Annotated in this window: 14 protein-coding genes and 1 pseudogene; 5 read left to right on the top strand and 10 right to left on the bottom strand. The window is 20.0% G+C overall.

Features of this window, described 5'->3' with window-relative positions:
- The first annotated feature begins 7 nt into the window (after positions 1-7).
- Positions 8-2,816 (top strand): annotated as a pseudogene (gene ileS, locus RJT30_RS00490) (isoleucine--tRNA ligase).
- 179 nt (positions 2,817-2,995) lie between these two features.
- Positions 2,996-3,805 (top strand): 4-hydroxy-tetrahydrodipicolinate reductase, encoded by an 810-nt coding sequence (gene dapB, locus RJT30_RS00485; protein ID WP_343190396.1) that lies wholly within the window; start codon positions 2,996-2,998, stop codon positions 3,803-3,805.
- A 217-nt stretch (positions 3,806-4,022) separates the two neighbouring features.
- On the opposite strand, the gene RJT30_RS00480 is transcribed toward dapB, so the two are convergent.
- Positions 4,023-4,838: a symmetrical bis(5'-nucleosyl)-tetraphosphatase gene (locus tag RJT30_RS00480; protein WP_343190395.1), complete on the bottom strand. Its 816-nt coding sequence runs from the start codon at positions 4,836-4,838 to the stop codon at positions 4,023-4,025.
- A gap of 48 nt (positions 4,839-4,886) precedes the next feature.
- Positions 4,887-5,666 carry a 16S rRNA (adenine(1518)-N(6)/adenine(1519)-N(6))-dimethyltransferase RsmA gene (rsmA, locus tag RJT30_RS00475; protein ID WP_343190394.1) on the bottom strand — a complete coding sequence of 260 codons (780 nt, stop codon included), beginning with the start codon at positions 5,664-5,666 and terminating at the stop codon, positions 4,887-4,889.
- A gap of 230 nt (positions 5,667-5,896) precedes the next feature.
- On the opposite strand from rsmA, the gene RJT30_RS00470 reads away from it, so the two are divergent.
- Entirely contained in the window at positions 5,897-6,616 is a 720-nt protein-coding gene (locus RJT30_RS00470; protein WP_343190393.1) for a DedA family protein, read from the top strand.
- A gap of 112 nt (positions 6,617-6,728) precedes the next feature.
- Here RJT30_RS00470 and rplY read toward each other — a convergent pair whose 3' ends face one another.
- Positions 6,729-7,016 (bottom strand): 50S ribosomal protein L25, encoded by a 288-nt coding sequence (gene rplY / locus RJT30_RS00465; protein ID WP_343190392.1) that lies wholly within the window; start codon positions 7,014-7,016, stop codon positions 6,729-6,731.
- Positions 7,017-7,286: 270 nt separating this feature from the next.
- Here rplY and RJT30_RS00460 point away from each other — a divergent pair, with 270 nt between their 5' ends.
- Together RJT30_RS00460 and glyS are read left to right on the top strand one after the other, a co-directional pair.
- On the top strand, positions 7,287-8,159 hold the full coding sequence (locus RJT30_RS00460; protein WP_343190391.1) for a glycine--tRNA ligase subunit alpha: 873 nt from the start codon (positions 7,287-7,289) through the stop codon (positions 8,157-8,159).
- Entirely contained in the window at positions 8,156-10,216 is a 2,061-nt protein-coding gene (gene glyS / locus RJT30_RS00455; RefSeq protein WP_343190390.1) for a glycine--tRNA ligase subunit beta, read from the top strand. The genes RJT30_RS00460 and glyS overlap by 4 nt, the downstream gene beginning before the upstream one ends.
- Positions 10,217-10,309: 93 nt before the next feature.
- Here the strand turns inward: glyS and pheT are convergent, their stop codons facing one another.
- The 7 genes from pheT to RJT30_RS00420 all read right to left on the bottom strand — a co-directional run bounded on the left by pheT (position 10,310) and on the right by RJT30_RS00420 (position 18,062).
- The gene (gene pheT, locus RJT30_RS00450; RefSeq protein ID WP_343190389.1) at positions 10,310-12,676 is read right to left on the bottom strand and encodes a phenylalanine--tRNA ligase subunit beta; all 2,367 of its coding nucleotides are present in this window, start codon (positions 12,674-12,676) and stop codon (positions 10,310-10,312) included.
- A 14-nt stretch (positions 12,677-12,690) separates the two neighbouring features.
- Complete coding sequence (gene pheS, locus RJT30_RS00445) at positions 12,691-13,674, bottom strand: phenylalanine--tRNA ligase subunit alpha (RefSeq protein WP_343190388.1); 984 nt, start codon at positions 13,672-13,674, stop codon at positions 12,691-12,693.
- A 119-nt stretch (positions 13,675-13,793) separates the two neighbouring features.
- On the bottom strand, positions 13,794-14,147 hold the full coding sequence (rplT, locus tag RJT30_RS00440) for a 50S ribosomal protein L20 (protein ID WP_343190387.1): 354 nt from the start codon (positions 14,145-14,147) through the stop codon (positions 13,794-13,796).
- Positions 14,148-14,163: 16 nt separating this feature from the next.
- Positions 14,164-14,361: a 50S ribosomal protein L35 gene (rpmI, locus tag RJT30_RS00435; RefSeq protein ID WP_343190386.1), complete on the bottom strand. Its 198-nt coding sequence runs from the start codon at positions 14,359-14,361 to the stop codon at positions 14,164-14,166.
- A gap of 44 nt (positions 14,362-14,405) precedes the next feature.
- Positions 14,406-14,945 carry a translation initiation factor IF-3 gene (infC, locus tag RJT30_RS00430; protein WP_343190483.1) on the bottom strand — a complete coding sequence of 180 codons (540 nt, stop codon included), beginning with the start codon at positions 14,943-14,945 and terminating at the stop codon, positions 14,406-14,408.
- Positions 14,946-14,948: 3 nt separating this feature from the next.
- A complete protein-coding gene (thrS, locus tag RJT30_RS00425; protein ID WP_343190385.1) occupies positions 14,949-16,877 on the bottom strand; it encodes a threonine--tRNA ligase in 1,929 nt (642 codons plus the stop codon).
- Between the two features lie 138 nt (positions 16,878-17,015).
- Positions 17,016-18,062 carry a 3-deoxy-7-phosphoheptulonate synthase gene (locus RJT30_RS00420; RefSeq protein WP_343190384.1) on the bottom strand — a complete coding sequence of 349 codons (1,047 nt, stop codon included), beginning with the start codon at positions 18,060-18,062 and terminating at the stop codon, positions 17,016-17,018.
- Positions 18,063-18,569: the final 507 nt, after the last annotated feature.

The following is an 18,569-nucleotide window of genomic DNA, read 5'->3' as shown; positions in this document are numbered from 1 at the left end:
GATAAATATGAGTAATATTAGAAAAACTTTAAATTTACCACATACAAATTTTTCTATGAAAGGTAATTTAATTTATAAAGAACCAAATATATTAAAAGAATGGAAAATAAAAAAAATATACAAAATTATTAAAAAAAAAAACGAAAAAAAAAAAAAATTTATATTACATGATGGACCACCATATGCTAATGGTGATATTCATATTGGACATGCATTGAATAAAATATTAAAAGATATAATAATAAAATCAAAAAACATTTCTGGTTTATATACACTATATCAACCATCTTGGGATTGTCATGGTTTACCCATAGAACACCAAATAGAAAAAAAAAACCCAAAAAAAAAAATTAAAAAAAAAACATTTAGAAAAAATTGTAAAAAATACGTAATTAAAAATATTAAAAGTCAAAAAAAAGATTTTATAAGATTAGGAGTAATAGCAAATTGGAATAATTTAAATTTAACCATGGATTATATAAATCAAGCAAATATAATACGCACGTTATCAGAAATATTAAAAAAAGGATATTTATACCAAGAACATAAACCAGTATATTGGTGCACACAATGTAAATCATCTTTAGCTGAAGCAGAAATAGAATATAAAAATAAAACCTCTCCTGGAATGATAGTTATATTTGAAATTAAAAATGTTAAATTAATTAAAAAAAAATTTAAAATCATAGAACAAAATATAAAAAATATAAATATTCTTATATGGACTACAACACCTTGGACACTACCTTCAAATGCCGCTATTGCTGTCAATGCAAATATCACATACCAATTTATAAAAACTAAACTATATACAATAATTATAGCTAAAAAATTAGTTTTAAAAATAATGAATAAATTAAAAATAAAGAAATGGAGGATTTTAAAAACCATTAAAGGTTATAAATTAGAATACACAAAATGTAGACATCCTTTTTTAAAAAAAAATGTACCTATAATTTTATCTCCTTATGTTACAGAAGTAATGGGTACAGGAGCTGTACATATCGCACCAGATCACGGTCAAGAAGACTATATAGTATGTAAAAAATATAAAATAAAAACAAAAAATTTAATTGATAACAAAGGAAATTTTAAAAAAAATATACACCCAATTATAAATAATAAAAATGTTTCAATAGTAAATAAGAAAATTTTAGATATTCTAATCAAAAATAAAAAATTTATATATAACAAAAATATAAAGCATAATTATCCACATTGTTGGCGACATAAATATCCCATAATATTTCGCGCAACATTGCAATGGTTTATAGACATGAACAAAAATAATTTACGAAAAAAATGTATTCAATTGATTAAAAAAGTAAATTGGGTTCCAAATTGGGGTTTTAAAAGAATGAAAAAAATGCTAGAAAATAGACCTGATTGGTGTATTTCTAGACAAAGAACATGGGGTATACCATTAACAATTTTTATAAATAAAAAAACAGGACAAATACATCCACAAATGTATTCTTTAATGCAAAAAATATCAAAATTTGTTGAAATAAATGGGACGGAAGAATGGTGGAATAACAATATTACAAAAAAAATGCAAATCGATAAAAAAAAATATAAAAAAACAAAAGACGTTCTAGATGTTTGGTTTGAGTCTGGTGCTTTACATATATCAAAAATATTTTCAAATAAAAAAAAAGAAAATATTGCAGATATATATATAGAAGGATCCGATCAGTATAGAGGATGGTTTATGTCATCTTTAATTATTTCAACCATAATTCAAAAAAAAGCACCTTATAAAACAATATTAACTCATGGTTTTGCTGTTGATCACAATGGAAATAAAATGTCTAAATCTTTAAATAACACCATTAGTCCAAATTATATAATTAAAAATTTTGGAGCAGATATATTAAGATTATGGGCTTCATCAACTAATTATTGTAATGATATAGTAATTTCTAAAACGATAATTCAACAATCTATTGATAATTATAAAAAAATAAGAAATACAATAAGATTTCTCATAGCTAATTTAAAAAAATTTAAATTAAAAAATATAATAAAATTTAAAAATATGGTAGAAATAGATAAATGGATTATTTTAAAAACAAAAAAAATACAAAAAAAAATAATTTTTTTATATTCTATATATAAATTTCATGAAATTATTCAATGTATTATGAATTTTTGCATAAAAAATTTAAGTTCTTTTTATTTAGATATAATTAAAGATCGACAATATACATTAAATAAACAAAATAAATCTAGATTAAGTAGTCAAACAACAATATTTTATATATTAAAATCATTAATACAATGGATATGTCCAATATTATCTTTTACAGCAAACGAAATATGGAATTATTTACCAAAAGACCAACACGAATATATATTTACTACAACATGGTTTGAAATACAAAAAAAAAAAGAAAAATCAAAATTATTTAATGATAAATTTTGGAAAAAAATGATCATAATAAAAAATGAAGTAAATAAAGCATTAGAATTATCTAGAAATAAAAAAGAAATAAACAGTTCTTTAGAAGCAATAATAATATTGTATATTAATATAAAATTNAAAAAAAAAAATAAATTTATTTAAAAAAGAAAAAAAATTTCTTTTTATTACTTCTGGTATAAAATTAAAAGATTATAACAATGCACCAAGAAATGCGTTTAAATCAACAATAATTAAAAAATTTAAAATAGTTATTAAAAAACATAATGGACATAAATGTCCTAGATGTTGGAATTATGTTAAAAAAATAATAATTTTGAAAAATGAACAAAAAATTTGCAAAAGATGTTTATGTAATTTATTTAGTGCAGGTGAAAAAAGAAAATTTTTGTAAATTATTTTATAAAATATATTATTTTAAAATAAATATTCAAGATAACTAAAATTTAAAAAACACAAATATTAAAATTTTAAATTAATATTAAATAATATATTAAGAAAAAAAGAAANNTTTNTTATTAATAATTTAAAATTAAAAGTGCACAATTTATTATATTAATATTATAAGGTTATATGAAAAATAAAAAAATTAGAATTGGAATTTCAGGCGCTATCGGAAGAATGGGTAAAATATTAATTAAAAATATTCATAAACAAAAAAATTTAATCTTATCAGTTTTATTAGTTAAAAAAAAAAAAGAAAATATTATAAAAAAAATTAAAAATCTATTATCTGAAAAATTACATAAAAATATTTTAATAAGTGATTCTATCAATAATGTAAATCAATATTTTGATGTATTAATTGATTTTAGTACACCAAAGAATACAATAAAAAATTTAAAAAATTGTATTAAAAATAATAAAAAAATAGTTATTGGAACTACAGGTTTTAATAAAATAGAAGAAGAAAAAATAAAAAATAGCAAAAATAAAATAAATATCTTAAAATCTGCCAATTTTAGTATAGGAATAAATGTTATTTTAGATGCTTTAAAAAAAATAACTCAAAAAATAGGGAATTTATCAGATATAGATATTTTAGAAAAACACCATATTAAAAAAAAAGACTTACCTTCTGGAACAGCTTTAAGTATATCAAAAATAATTAAAAAAAATATAAATACAAAAAAAAATATATCAAAAAACAAAAACAAGAAAAAAGAAAAAAAAATATCTTTTGCAACAATAAGAGCAGGGAATATTATTGGAGAACATACAATATTTTATACTATGGAAAGCGAAATATTAAAATTATCACATATAGCAATGAATAGAAATACATTTGCAATTGGAGCATTAATTGCTTCAGAATGGTTATATTATAAAAAAACACCAGGTTTATATAATATGAATGACGTATTAAAAAAAAATCTAAAATAAAAAACCGAACAAAAATACACAATATATTTAATTATATAAAAATATTATATACAAAACTTGGAACCTAATAAATAAATTTATAAACGAAAAACCACTAAAATTTTAAATATTCATAAATATTAAACATAACAATATTAAAAAAATTTAATTTTATAATAGGAATTATAATTTCATTTAAATTAAATTTAAAAAAAATAATAAATTAAATTGCAAAAAATCAAAAAACACATTTTTGAATAAAATAAAGATTATCTTCAAAACGCATTATACTTAAAGCACGTCCCCAACAGCAACCCGTATCCATAGCATATATTTTCTTTGGTGTACCTTTACCGCATAAAGCCGACCAATGTCCAAAAAAAAAAGAGTAATTTACCATATTTAATTTATTTTTAAAATTAAACCAAGGTTTAATACATTTATTAGATAAAATAGGAAAATTAACATACTTAAAATCCATTGTTCTATTATACCAACAATAACGCATACGCGTAAAAGTATTGATTATAAAACGATATAAATCAGTGTTAGTATTACAATATTTATCTGATATAGGATAATTACCTAATATAATTTTCAAAAAATATGCACAATTTTCACTAGATAAATAATGTTCAATTTTTTTAGCATATAAATATGCTGTAGATAAACTCCAATAAGGAAATATACCTGCATGTGTCATAATAATTTTTTTTTTAAGATCTAAATACATAATTTTTTGTTTTCTTAACCAATCTACTAAAATGCATACATCTGGAGCATTTAATAATTCCGTTAAATTATTTTTTGTATTATTTTTTCGTATACCATAAAATATTGATAAAAAATGTAAATCATGATTGCCTAAAACTATTTTAACTTTATTTCCAAGAGATTTTAAATAACGTAAAACTGATAATGAATACAAACCTTTAGATACTAAATCCCCAGTTACTAACAAAAAATCTTTTTTTTTATCAAAATGAATTTTTTTTAATATTGCACGTAATTGATCATAACAACCATGAATATCACCTATAATATAAGTTGCCATATATTCTCTCCTTAATTAAAATGTTTAGTAATATTTTAAAATATTAATCTATTTAGATAAATAATTAGCTAAATCACAATATTGTTGAATACTAATATCTCCAGCACGTAAAAATGGTTGTATATTTAATTTCAATAAATCATCTTTACTTACAATGGCTGATAAAGAATTATATAAACATTTTCTTCTTTGTGTAAAAGCTAATTTAGTAATTAAACTTAAAATATCTACATTTTTTAAAAAATATGGTTTTTTATTAATATAAGGTTTTAAAAAAACAAATATTGATTGCACTTTAGGTTTAGGATAAAAAGAATTAGAAGATATAGTAAAAACATTCTTTATTTTATAATAATACTGCATTATAATACTTAATCTACCATAATTTTTATTACCAGGGCAAGCAGATAAACGATCTGCCACTTCTTTTTGCAACATAATATATATATCTTTTATAATATTATAAAATTTAATTAAATGCATTAATAAAGGAGTAGAAATATTATAAGGTATATTCCCAAAAACACGAATTAAATCACCATCTTTAGAAATTTTATCAAAATTAAAATTCAAAATATCATCTTTAAAAATTATTAATTTATTAAAAAATTTTTTTTTTTTTAAAATTTCAACTATTGTTTTATCAATTTCAACTACATATAATTTTTCAACTAATTTGCAAATTGGTTCAGTTAAAGCAGCTAAACCCGGTCCAATTTCAATACATTTATCTTTAAACTTAAAATTTATAAAATTTATAATATTTTGAATAATATTTCTATCATGTAAAAAATTTTGACTAAATTTTCTTTTAAAAAAAAACCGCATATATTATTTTACATCCTATATTTAAAAAAATTATAATATAATAAGCAAATATTTATTTAAAAACAAATTAACACTAAAAAATATTACAAAATTGTATTTATAAAAATACTTTTAAATATTATATAATATTAAATTCATAACATAATGAAATAAAAATATATTATAATATTTGCAATTACTAATATAATATATAAAATATTCAATTAATAACGTTAGGAAATTTAATATATATGAAATATATTTTTGAATATTTTATTACACAATCCTTAAATCACTTTATAATAATAATATTAATTGCATTTTTAGAATCTTTTGCAATTATTGGTTATTTTATACCTAGTTTTGTATTTATGAGTACTTTAGGTGTACTTATTGGAAGCGGGGAAATATCTATTTATTGTGTATTTTTATACAGTATATTAGGTTGTTTAATAGGTGATTGGTTTTCTTATTATATAGGTTGGAAAATACAATACTATTTATATAAGTTATATTTTATTAAAAAATACATACATATATTTAATAAAATAAAAAAAAAATCATATAATAATAGTTTTAAAATAATATTCATCGGAAAATTTTTTAAAATAACAAGACCATTAACATCTATAACTGCAGGTATATTACAAATACCTTTAAAATCCTTTTTTCTACCAAACACCCTAAGTTGTATATTTTGGCCTATTATATACCTAATTCCTGGAATATACACAGGATCAATGTTAAGAAACACAAAATATAATAATGAAAACCATATTTTTTTTTTATTAATATCCATAATTTTATTTATTTGGTGTAGAATATGGATGTTTTTAAAAATACAAAAAAATACAAATAACTTTTTTATTTTAAATTATAAAATTATAAAAAATTTATCTTATTTATTTTTTTTAATTAGTATAATTGAAACACTAATTATAATATTCCATTCAATTTTATTTTTTATTTAAAATATTATATAATATATTAAATAATTAATATAAATAACATTTAAACATTAGCACGAAAAAATAATTTTTAAATTATTATTTCGCGCAAATATATTACAGAAAATAAAAAAATTTAATCAATTAAAATAAAATCCATATGTAATATTTTTTTCTTAAAAACATGATATTGTATATTTTTCACTTTAACTAAAATTTTTTTTTTATTAAGCGACATTGTAATTGTATCTTGTTTAAAATTTAATTTATTACTTATATTTAAAATATTATTATGATTTAATTCAATAGAAATATTTTTAATATTTTTACCATATAAAATAGCAGGAATTTTATTTAAACGTCTCAAACGCCTACTCGAACCAGTGCCTGTATTTATTCTATTTAAAGCGTTAATTAGTAACATAATATAAACCAAAACTAAATATTTTATTAACAATTTTTAAAAAATAACATGTACAATTATTAATTACAATACTAATATGAATTATTTATAAAATAATACTATAATTTAACATTATTAATATAATATACTACTGCATAAATGAAAATTATTTATATTTAAATATACAAAAGATTTTTAAAAAAAATAAAAAATACAAATATTTATAACAAAGAATTATATTATAATTTTAAAATAAAATATAAAAATTTTAATTAACATGGATTATATATCTTGAAAAAAAAAAGTTTTTATGAAATTATACAAAAATTAAAAGAATTTTGGTTGAAACAACAATGTGTAATTTACAAACCTCTAGATTTACCTATTGGAGCAGGAACTTTTCATAACCAAACATTTTTTAAAGCTATTGATAATAAACCAGCATCTGCAGCTTATATACAAGGATCTAGAAGACCTTGTGATGGTAGATTTGGAAATAATACTAATAGATTACAACATTATTATCAATTTCAAGTAATTCTCAAACCATCACCAAAAAACATACAAAATACATACATCAATTCTCTAAAAAATTTAGGAATAGATACTAATATTAATGATATACGCTTTGTAGAAGATAATTGGTCTAACCCAACATTAGGAGCTTGGGGAGTTGGTTGGGAAGTATGGTTAAACGGAATGGAAATTACACAATTTACATATTTTCAACAAGTAGGAGGAATAAATTGTGATCCTATTATGATAGAAATAACTTACGGTTTAGAACGATTAGCTATGTTCATACAAAATATAAATTCTGTGTACGATATAATATGGCAAAAAAAAAACAAAATAACTTACAAAGATATATTTTTAAAAAACGAAATAGAACAATCATATTATAATTTTTTAAATTCAAATGAAAAATTTTTATTTAATTGTTTCGAATTATTTTTAACGGAATCAATAAGATTAATTAATATAGAACCGGCATTAATATTTCCAGCATATGAGCAAATATTACAAGCGATACATCAATTTAATTTGTTAGATGCGACAAATTTACTTTCCAACACCGAAAGAAATCGTTATATATTAAAAATTAGAAATGTAACAATATTGATAGCAAAAAAATATATACAAAAATATGGGAAATTAAAATGAAATATAATTTTTTATTAGAAATTGGGACTGAAGAATTACCATCTAAAATATTATGTGATATATCAGAAAAATTAACAAATAGAATTATTTTAAAATTTAAAGAAAAAAATATTATTTTTAAAAAAAAAAAAATATTTGCTTCTCCAAGAAGATTAGGTATACAATTAACAGAATTATATTATTTACACAAAAAAAAATTTAACACAGGTCCATCTACAGAATACGCACTTAATAAAAACGGAACCTTAAATTCAATTGCATACGCTTGGATAAAAAAATACAATTTAAAAAAAAAACAAATCATATATATTAAAAACAAAAAAAAAATATTTTTGTCATATAAATTAAAAAAAATAAAAATACAAATATTAATTAAAAAAATAATTAAAAAAATTTTATCAAAATTTTATTTAATTAAATTAATGAAATGGGGTCATTGTAAAGAACGTTTTATCCGTCCAGTTAAAAATATAATTTTATTATTAAATAAAAATATAATAAAATTAAATATATTTCAAATAAATACAAAAAGAGAAATTTATGGCAATCCATATATTTATAACAAAAAAATAACAATTAACAATCCAGCAGAATATACAGAAAAAATATTAAAATTAGGACAAGTGATCAACAATTTTAAAAAAAGAAGAAATAAAATAAAAAATGACATAATTAATATTGTAAATAAAATTGAAGGAAAAGTAAAAATTAAAAAAAATATTTTAAACGAGATAACTTCATTAGTAGAGTGGCCTAAGATATGTTTAGCAAAATTTAAAAAAAAATTCATTAGAATACCTAAGGAATTTGTTATTCATATATTAGAAAACTTTCAAAAATGTATTCCAATATATAATCAATTAAAAAAATTAACAAAATATTTTATATTTATTAGTAATATTCAACCCAAAAACATGCATTTTATTACTGCAGGGAATCAAAAAGTAATAAATGCACGTCTAAATGATGCAAATTTCTTTTACAAAAATGATTTAAAAAAAATTTTTGAAAAAAATTATTTTAAATTAAAAAATATTATTTTTCACAAAAAAATTGGAAATTTATTAGAAAAAACAAAACGTTTACAAATATTAATAATTACAATTTCTAAAAAAAACATGATTAATATAAAATATGCTATAAGATCCGCTTATTTATCTAAATGTGATTTACTAACACAAATAGTAACAGAATTTCCGGAAATGAAAGGAATTGCAGGTATGTATTATGCAAAAAAAAATAAAGAAAAAAAAGAAATATATACAGCTATTAAAGAACATTATAAACCTTGTTTTTCTAACGATAATTTACCAAAAAATAATTTATCTTCTATATTATCTATTGTAGATAAAATTGATAATTTAACAGGTATGTTTATTATAAATAAGCAACCTAAAGGTAAAAACGACTTATTTGGTTTACGACGTATTACTATAGGAATTATTAAAATAATTATACAAAATAAAATAAAAATAAATTTAAATAAAATAGTTAAAACTAACATAAATTTATACACACCTAAAAAAAAAAATAAAAAAAAAAAAATACATGAAAATATTTTAAAATTTATTGAAAATAAAGTATTAGAATATTATATAAAATTAGGATATAAAAAAAACATAGTTTATTTTATTCTATTACAAAATAGTATAAAAAATTTATTATTTATAAATAAAATAATTATTAATACACATGATTTTTTAAATTATAAACATAAAAATTCTATTATTAAAATATATAAAAGAATAAATAACTTTTTAAAAAAAAACGAAAATATTAAAAATAAAAATATTAATATTAAATTAATTCATCATAAAGAAGAAAAAAAAATATTATATTTAACCACTAAAATCAAAAAAAAAATAAAAATATTGTTAAAACAAAAAAAAATAAAAGCAATAAAACAATTATTAATTTTTAAAAAACCAATTAATATTTTTTTTAAGAAAATCACCATAAATAAAAAAAACACCTACAAAAAAAACAATAGAATTTTACTAATATATAACATTAAAAAAATTTTCTTAAAAATAATAAATTTTAATTTATTTATATAAAATAATAATATAAATATTCATTAACAAAATATTATGCTAATATATAATATTAATAATACTTTAAATAATAAGTTTTTTAAAAAATATTTTCTCTTAATCGCGCATTAAAATTTTTTGCAAAGCAAAAATACACTTTTCCACAAAAAAATTAATTTCATATTCTTGCAAAGTATATTTTTTATTTTGAAAAACTAAACCTATAGCTATACTTTTACATCCTTTTATAACATTTGAACCTTTATAAACATCAAAACAACAAACATCAATTATATTTTCTTTCGAAATATTTTTACAAATTTTAATAACATCTATAGATAAAATCTTTTCTGAAATTATCACTACAATATCACGCTTACTACTTGGAAACATAGAAAAAGATGAAAAAAATATTTTTTTTTTATGATTCATTTTCATATCTAGAGAAAATTCAAAAAAATTAACGGTATTATCTAAATTAAAGACATCTTGTAATTTAGGATGCAAAGTTCCCATAAATCCCTTATATGAATTTTGAATTATAATACTGGAACTTTTTACTGGATGTAAAAATAAAAATTTTTCATTTAAAGGTTGAAAATTCACAAAAAAATATTTATTTAAAACTGTAAATATATTTTCCAAATCTCCTTTTAAATCATAAAAGTCTAATTTTTTATTTACATACCCCCAATGTCTTGGATTTTGTGTACCATAAATAATACCTGAAAAGAAAAATTGTTGTTTCATTCCTAAATATTCATTTTTATCTGGAAAAAAGCACAAACCTGATTCAAATAAACGAATATTCTCTTGTTGACGATTTTTATTATATAATAATGTTTTTATTAAACCATTTAATAACGAAGTACGTAATATAGATAAATCCCGAGAAATAGGATTTTTTAAAACAATTGTTTTTTTCTTAGGAAATAATATATTTTGCATTTTAGGATCTACAAAAGAATAATTAACAATTTCATGATAACCTTTATTAACCAAAATAGATTTCATTTCTGCAATAACATTTTTAAAATTATTTTTTCGATATACTTGACAAATACTAGTAAAAGGTTTACTTAAAATATTATTACATCCATAAATACGAATAATATCATTTATAACGTCTTCTTTGATTTTAACATCTAAACGTGAACTAGGAGGTGATACATAAATATTCTTATTATAAATAAATATTTTATAATTCAAATATCTTAATATATTAAATATTTTTTGTTCAGAAATATAAAATCCAATTACAGAATATATATTTTTAATATTTAATTTAATTTTTTTAATAATATTTTTTTTTTTTAAAAAATCACTACATATTAAATTCGATACATTCCCACCGCATATTTTCAAAATTAATTTCGTAGCATAATTAACTATATATTCTTGTAAATTGCAATCAATTGTTTTTCCAAAATACATATTTGAGTATTTTAAGATATTATCAAAATTTTTTAGTTTATAATTAATAATTGTTTTTATATTTACTGAACCTATAAAAATTGCATTTACATCATTATTCACTCTTGCAAATTTAGATAAACCATTAGCACCTAATGAAAAAATTTTTTTATCATCTGCAATAACCCAATATGGTTTATCCAAAGTGTAGATTTTATTATTTAATGAAAAAAAATGTTCTTTGTATTTTGATAAACGTACATAAATATTATTATTTATAGCTTCATAATTAAATATATGTAATAGCTGACCAGTTTCTATAAAAATATAATTTATAATATCTGTTATAATATCTTTAGAAGAAATATCGCAATGAAATAATTTTTCTTGTATCCATAAAGGCGTGTGGGTATGTAAATTCACATTAGTAATAATTCTTCCTAAGTATTTTATATTTTTATTTGAACAAATTAATAATTTTAAAGTTTTAGAAATAGTTGGATTAATATTATTTATTTGTAAAGGTATTTTATAATTAACCTTATTAAAAGCATATAATTCTTGTGCAAGAGTTATAATACCAATGCTATTCATTCTGTTAGAAGGAATATTTACATTAAACAAATTATCTTTATTAATAATATATTTATTAATATTGTAACCAATTTTAGAATCTTTATATAAAGTAATTAAGTTATTATTATTAGATACAAATAAATCTTTATATAAACATATCATACTTTTATAAAAAAAATTTTTAAAAATATTTTTTTTATAATAAATTGAATTTATATATTTTATCTTTTTAACAATAACTTTTATATTTTTAAACAATTTAATACTAGATTTAATTAATAAATATTCATTATTACCAATATCAACAACATTAATAAAATTAACATTATTAGCATAACAAAACATTATTTTACCTACTATAATATTTCTTAAATCTATATAATGTTGTGTAACATTATCCACTTCTATCCCTATCAAAGTTAATTGTTTTTTAATATCTTTAGTTTTAATATTTAAATGTAAAAATTTACGTAACCATAATTCACTAAATTTCATTATTTCACCTTGTATTACTTAAATAAACTTAAAAAACGTAAATCATTTTCAAAAAATGTTCGTATATCTAATATATCATGTCTTAATAATATTATTCTTTCAACTCCAATGCCAAATGCACAACCTTTAAACATTTTAGTATTTACATTCATATTCTGTAAAACCTTTGGATGAACCATACCGCAACCTAATATTTCCAACCAATTACTATTTTTTTTTTTAATATCCACTTCTGCAGAAGGGACAGTAAAAGGAAAATATGAAGTCCTAAATCTTAAATGTACTTTTTTATCGAAAAAAAAATTCAAAAATTCTTCTAAAATCCATTTTAAATTAGAGAAATTAATATTTTTGTCAATAATAAGACCTTCTATTTGATGAAACATTGGTGTATGTGTTGAATCTAAATCTTTACGAAAAACTTTACCTGGAAATAATAAACGTACAGGAGGTTTTAATTGTTGCATAATACGTACTTGCATACTAGAAGTTTGCGTACGTAGTAACGCTTTTTTATCCAACCAAAAAGTATCATGCATATCTCTAGCAGGATGATCTGAAAAAATATTTAAAGAATCAAAATTATGATATACATCTTCTATCTCTGGACCATAAAAAACCTGAAAACCAATATTTTCAAAAAAATTTTCTATTTCACATATTGTTGAGCTTATTGGATGCAAAGATCCAAATTTTAAACAACGACCAGGTAAACTATAATCAAAAATTTCTGAAAGTATTTTTTTATTTTTAAAATATTCATTAATTTTTTTTTTTTTAAATAAAATTTTTTTTATTATATTAAATTTACAATTTTGTAAAAAAAAACCATATTTTTTTTTATAAAAAATATTATATGATAATAATTTATTTATTTTTTTTGTTAAAACACCATTTTTACTAATATATTTATTTCTCAAGTTATTCAATGTATCTATTTTTTTAGCATAATTAACTTGCAACTTAATATCGTTAATTAATTTTAATAAATTAAACATAATTATCTCATTAATAATTTTAAAATTAATATTTTAATATCTATGGAAAACCCCTTACTAAAAACATAAACCTAAAAAAAGAAGGGGAGATTGGCTACTCCCGCTAATATAATAATATATTACAAAAATTTTTTTGCTAATTGTACTAATTTAGTAAATGAAAAAACATCAAATATAGCTATATCAGATAATATTTTACGATCAAGATGAACATTTGCTTTTTTTAAACCATAAATAAAAGTACTATAAGATAAACAATGTTCTCTTACCGCTGCATTAATCCTAGTTATCCATAATTGTCTAAATTTTCTTTTTTTTTGTCTTCTATCTCTGTAAGCATATTGACCAGCTCTTATTACTGCTTGATATGCCACTCTATATACTCTTGAACGCGCTCCATAATAACCTTTAGCTTGTTTCAAAATTTTTTTATGTTTAGCGTGAGCTACTACACCTCGTTTTACACGAGTCATATAATCTCCTTAAAAATTATAAATATGGTAAAAAAGACATAACTTTAGATAAATCTGAACGTGATATAATAACCTTTTTGCGAATATTCCTTTTATAAGATGTTGTTTTTTTTGTTAAAAGATGACGTAAATTTGTTTTTTTTCTTTTAAACATACCCGAAGCATTTTTTCTAAAACGTTTTGATGCACTACGTAAAGTTTTAATTTTAGGCATAATAATTTCCTAAATAAATTCTGTAATTGAAATAATATAAAAAATTATTTTTTTTTAGATGATAAAATCATAATCATTTGGCGGCCTTCTATTTTAGAAGGAAAAAAATCGACAATAGCAATATCTAAAAGATCATTCTGAATCTTTTTTAAAACTTGTATGCCAATATTTTGATGCGCCATTTCTCTACCTCGAAAACGTAAAGTAATTTTCACTTTATTACCATCTATTAAAAATCTTTTTATATTACGTAATTTAATTTGATAATCACCTTTTTCTGTACTTGGTCGGAATTTAATTTCTTTAATTTGAATAATTTTTTGTTTTTTTTTTTGCTCTTTTAATAATTTATTCTTTTTATATAAAAATTTACCATAATCCATAATTTTACATACAGGTGGCTCAGCATTAGGACTAATTTCTACTAAATCTAAACCAGCATAAAAAGATTTATCTAAAGCATCTTGTAAAGTAACAATACCAAGTTTTTCACCTTGAACACCTGTTAAACGTACTGTTTGAGATTGAATTTCATTATTAATACGATTTTTTCTAATAACCTTATTTTTTTTTATACCTTTAATACTTTATTCCTCCAATAAATTAAAACTACAAATCGAAATTAATTTTTTTAAACGAGTTATAAAATTATTTATATCTGTTAAAATAAATTTTTTACCTAATCTATTACGTACACTAATAGAGTTATTTTGAACTTCTTGATCTCCACAAATCATAATATAAGGTATTTTTTGAAGAATAGCTTCTCTAACTTTTAAACTAACTGAATCACACTTTAAATTCATTTGTATTCTTAAACCAACAATATAAAATTTTTTAAAAATTTTTCTAACATAATGATCATGTTTATTATTTACACTTAATATAATTATTTGTATCGGAGCCAACCAAGTTGGTAAATTTCCTACATATTCTTCAATTAATATACCTATAAACCGTTCTATAGAACCTAAAATTGCCCTATGTATTATAATGGGACATTTTTTTTTATTATTTTTATCAATATAAAATATATCTAAACGTGAAGATAAGTAAAAATCTAATTGTATAGTTCCACACTGCCATTTACGATTCAATGAATCTTTCAATATAAATTCTATTTTAGGCCCGTAAAAAGCACCTTCTCCTTTTTTATAATTAAACATTAAGTTATTATCAGCAAGCACTGTTTCTAAATCTTTTTCTGCACAATCCCAAATACTATCGTCACCAATACGATTTTCCGGACGTGTAGAAAAATCAATTTGTATATTTGAAAAACCAAACACATTATAAATTTCATAAATCATTTTAATACAATTATTAATTTCTTTTTTTATATGCCTTTTGGTACAAAAAATATGTGCATCATCTTGTGTAAAACTACGTACACGCAATAAACCATGTAAAGAACCAGAAGATTCGTTTCTATGACAATAACCAAATTCAGCCATACGAATAGGTAAATCTCTATAAGATTTTAAACCTTTTTTAAATATTTCAATATGCCCTGGACAATTCATAGGCTTAATACAATAATTTTTGTTATCTAATTTTAAAGAAAATAAAGAATCCTTGTAATTATCCCAATGACCAGTACGTTCCCAAATGGATCGATTCATTAAAATAGGAGTTTTAACTTCAATATACAAATATTTTTTTAATTTACCGCGAATAAAATTTTCTAAAGATTTATAAATTATTAAACCATTTTCATGCCAAAATATCATACCTGGAGAATCATCTTGTATATGATATAAATTTAATTTTTTTCCTATTTCTCTATGATCTCTTTTTTTTAATTCAGCAACATTTTTTAAATGAGAATTAAAATCTTTTTTATTTAAATATCCTACACCATGAATCCTTTGTGCAATTTTACCAACTTCACCAACTTTACAATGTATACTTGACACCTTATCTAATATAAAATACTTACACATAGAAATATTTCTAACTTGAGGATTTAAAAAAAAATCAAAATGTTCTTCATGAAAATATAAATTATACTTTTTAATATTAGAAAACTTCTTAATAATAGACATTATTTTATATTTATTTTTACAATGAACTAAAATTTTTTTTAAAACTGAATATGATATTGTAATTTTAGAAATATTATATTTTTTTTTAATTAATGCATGCATGCAATTTTGCAAATTTTTAATATCATTTTTATTCACGGAGAAGAAATTATCTATATCATAATAAAATCCACTATTTGTTATTCCGCTATGAAGTAATTTTGCTTGCGGGAAACACAATGTAATTGCATAACCTAAAAGATGTATAAAAGTATTCTTAAAAATATTGAAAGCTTCAAAATCATGTATTGTTAAAATAGACACAATAGAATCATTTTCTACAATAGTATTTGAATCAACTAATAAACCATTGATATAAGCCCCAACACATATTTTTTTAAAACTATATTTAATATCTTGAGCTATATTCAGCACAGTTACATTTTCATGATAAAATTTTTTTTCACCATTTAAAAACGTTATAGTAGGCATAATAAACACCTTAATTACAATTTTAATTCATACTAGTTAAAATATAAATTTGATTTATATAATTTGCAATATAAAATAACAAAATAGTAATAAACAAAAAACATGAATGTCAATCATTGTAGACTGACACCATATAAATTAAAAACGAGATGCAACTGCTTTTGATAAATCATTAATTATTTGCACACTATCTTCCCAACTTAAACATGCATCAGTAATAGATTTTCCATAAATTAAACAATCTTTATTATTAATATCTTGTGAACCTTCCTCAAGAAAACTTTCTATCATAACACCAAAAATATTTTTAGAGCCTTGAATAATTTGTTCAATAATAGATTCAGCTACTTTAAATTGATTTTTATGTTGTTTTAATGAATTACCATGACTAAAATCAACCATTAAATATTCTGGTAATTTAAATGCACTTAATAATTTTATTGCAGAATTTATATCTTTAGCCTTATAATTAGGTTTTTTACCACCACGCATAATAACATGACCAAAAGGGTTGCCACTAGTATGATTTATAGTCATTTGACCATGTTTATCTGGAGCTAAAAATAAATGTCTTGCACGTGTTGCTCTAATAGCATCAATAGCAATATTTATATTACCATCAGTTCCATTTTTAAAACCAACAGGACAAGAAAGAGCAGAAGCCATCTCACGATGAATTTGACTTTCTGTAGTTCTTGCACCTATAGCACCCCAACTTATTAAATCAGCTATGAACTGTCCAATAACCATATCTAAAAATTCTGTAGCAGCAGGTAAACCTAACATATTAATATCTAATAATAATTTACGCGCTATAGATAAACCATGATTTACTCTAAAAGTTCCATCTAGATCTGGATCAGATATCAATCCTTTCCAACCAACTACAGTACGAGGTTTTTCGAAATACGTACGCATAACTATTTCTAATCTTGAATAATGTTTTGTTCTTAATTCAATTAATCTTTTAGCATATTCAATTGCAGCAACAGGATCATGTACTGAACAAGGACCAATTACTACTAATAAACGTTTATCTTGTCCATTCATTATATTAGCAATATTTTTTCTAGTTTGAATAACATTATCCATAATATCAGAAGTAAGTGTGTAACACTTAGCTAAATTTGCTGGTGTAATCAAAGGATCTATCCGTACAGTACGTAACTCATCAGTTTTTTTCATTATATTCTCTAAATAATTTTATAACTGTAAAATAATAAAATAATCGGTATAATATAAAAATTAACAAACTTAAAAATTAATTTCTTTAAAAAAAATATTTTAAGTATATAAATTATTCAATAAAAATTCTAAAAAATTATTAAACTAAAAAAGAAAAAATATTTAATTGAATTAAAAAATTATTAGATTAATTGAAAAATTTAATATATTGTGAATATAAAAATTTAAAAATTAATAAAAAAATAATATTAATTAAAATTAATATAAATATTAAAACAAAAAAAAAATTTCAAATAATAAAATTTAAAAATAACCTGAATATATATTATTTAATTAATAAATAATTGTAATCTAAAAAATAAGATTTAAAAATATTTTAAAATACATAAATTAATTTTTAAAGTAGTGAAATAAATTCAAATTTATATAAAATTATAATTTTATTAAAAATTTAAATCAAAATAATATAAAATATGTAAGTATTATAAATATATTTTATAATTTTAA

The sequence above is a fragment of the Buchnera aphidicola (Mollitrichosiphum nigrofasciatum) genome, from assembly GCF_039388045.1.
Lineage (GTDB): Bacteria > Pseudomonadota > Gammaproteobacteria > Enterobacterales > Enterobacteriaceae > Buchnera_K > Buchnera_K aphidicola_B.
This window is presented reverse-complemented; position numbering and strand designations above follow the sequence as displayed.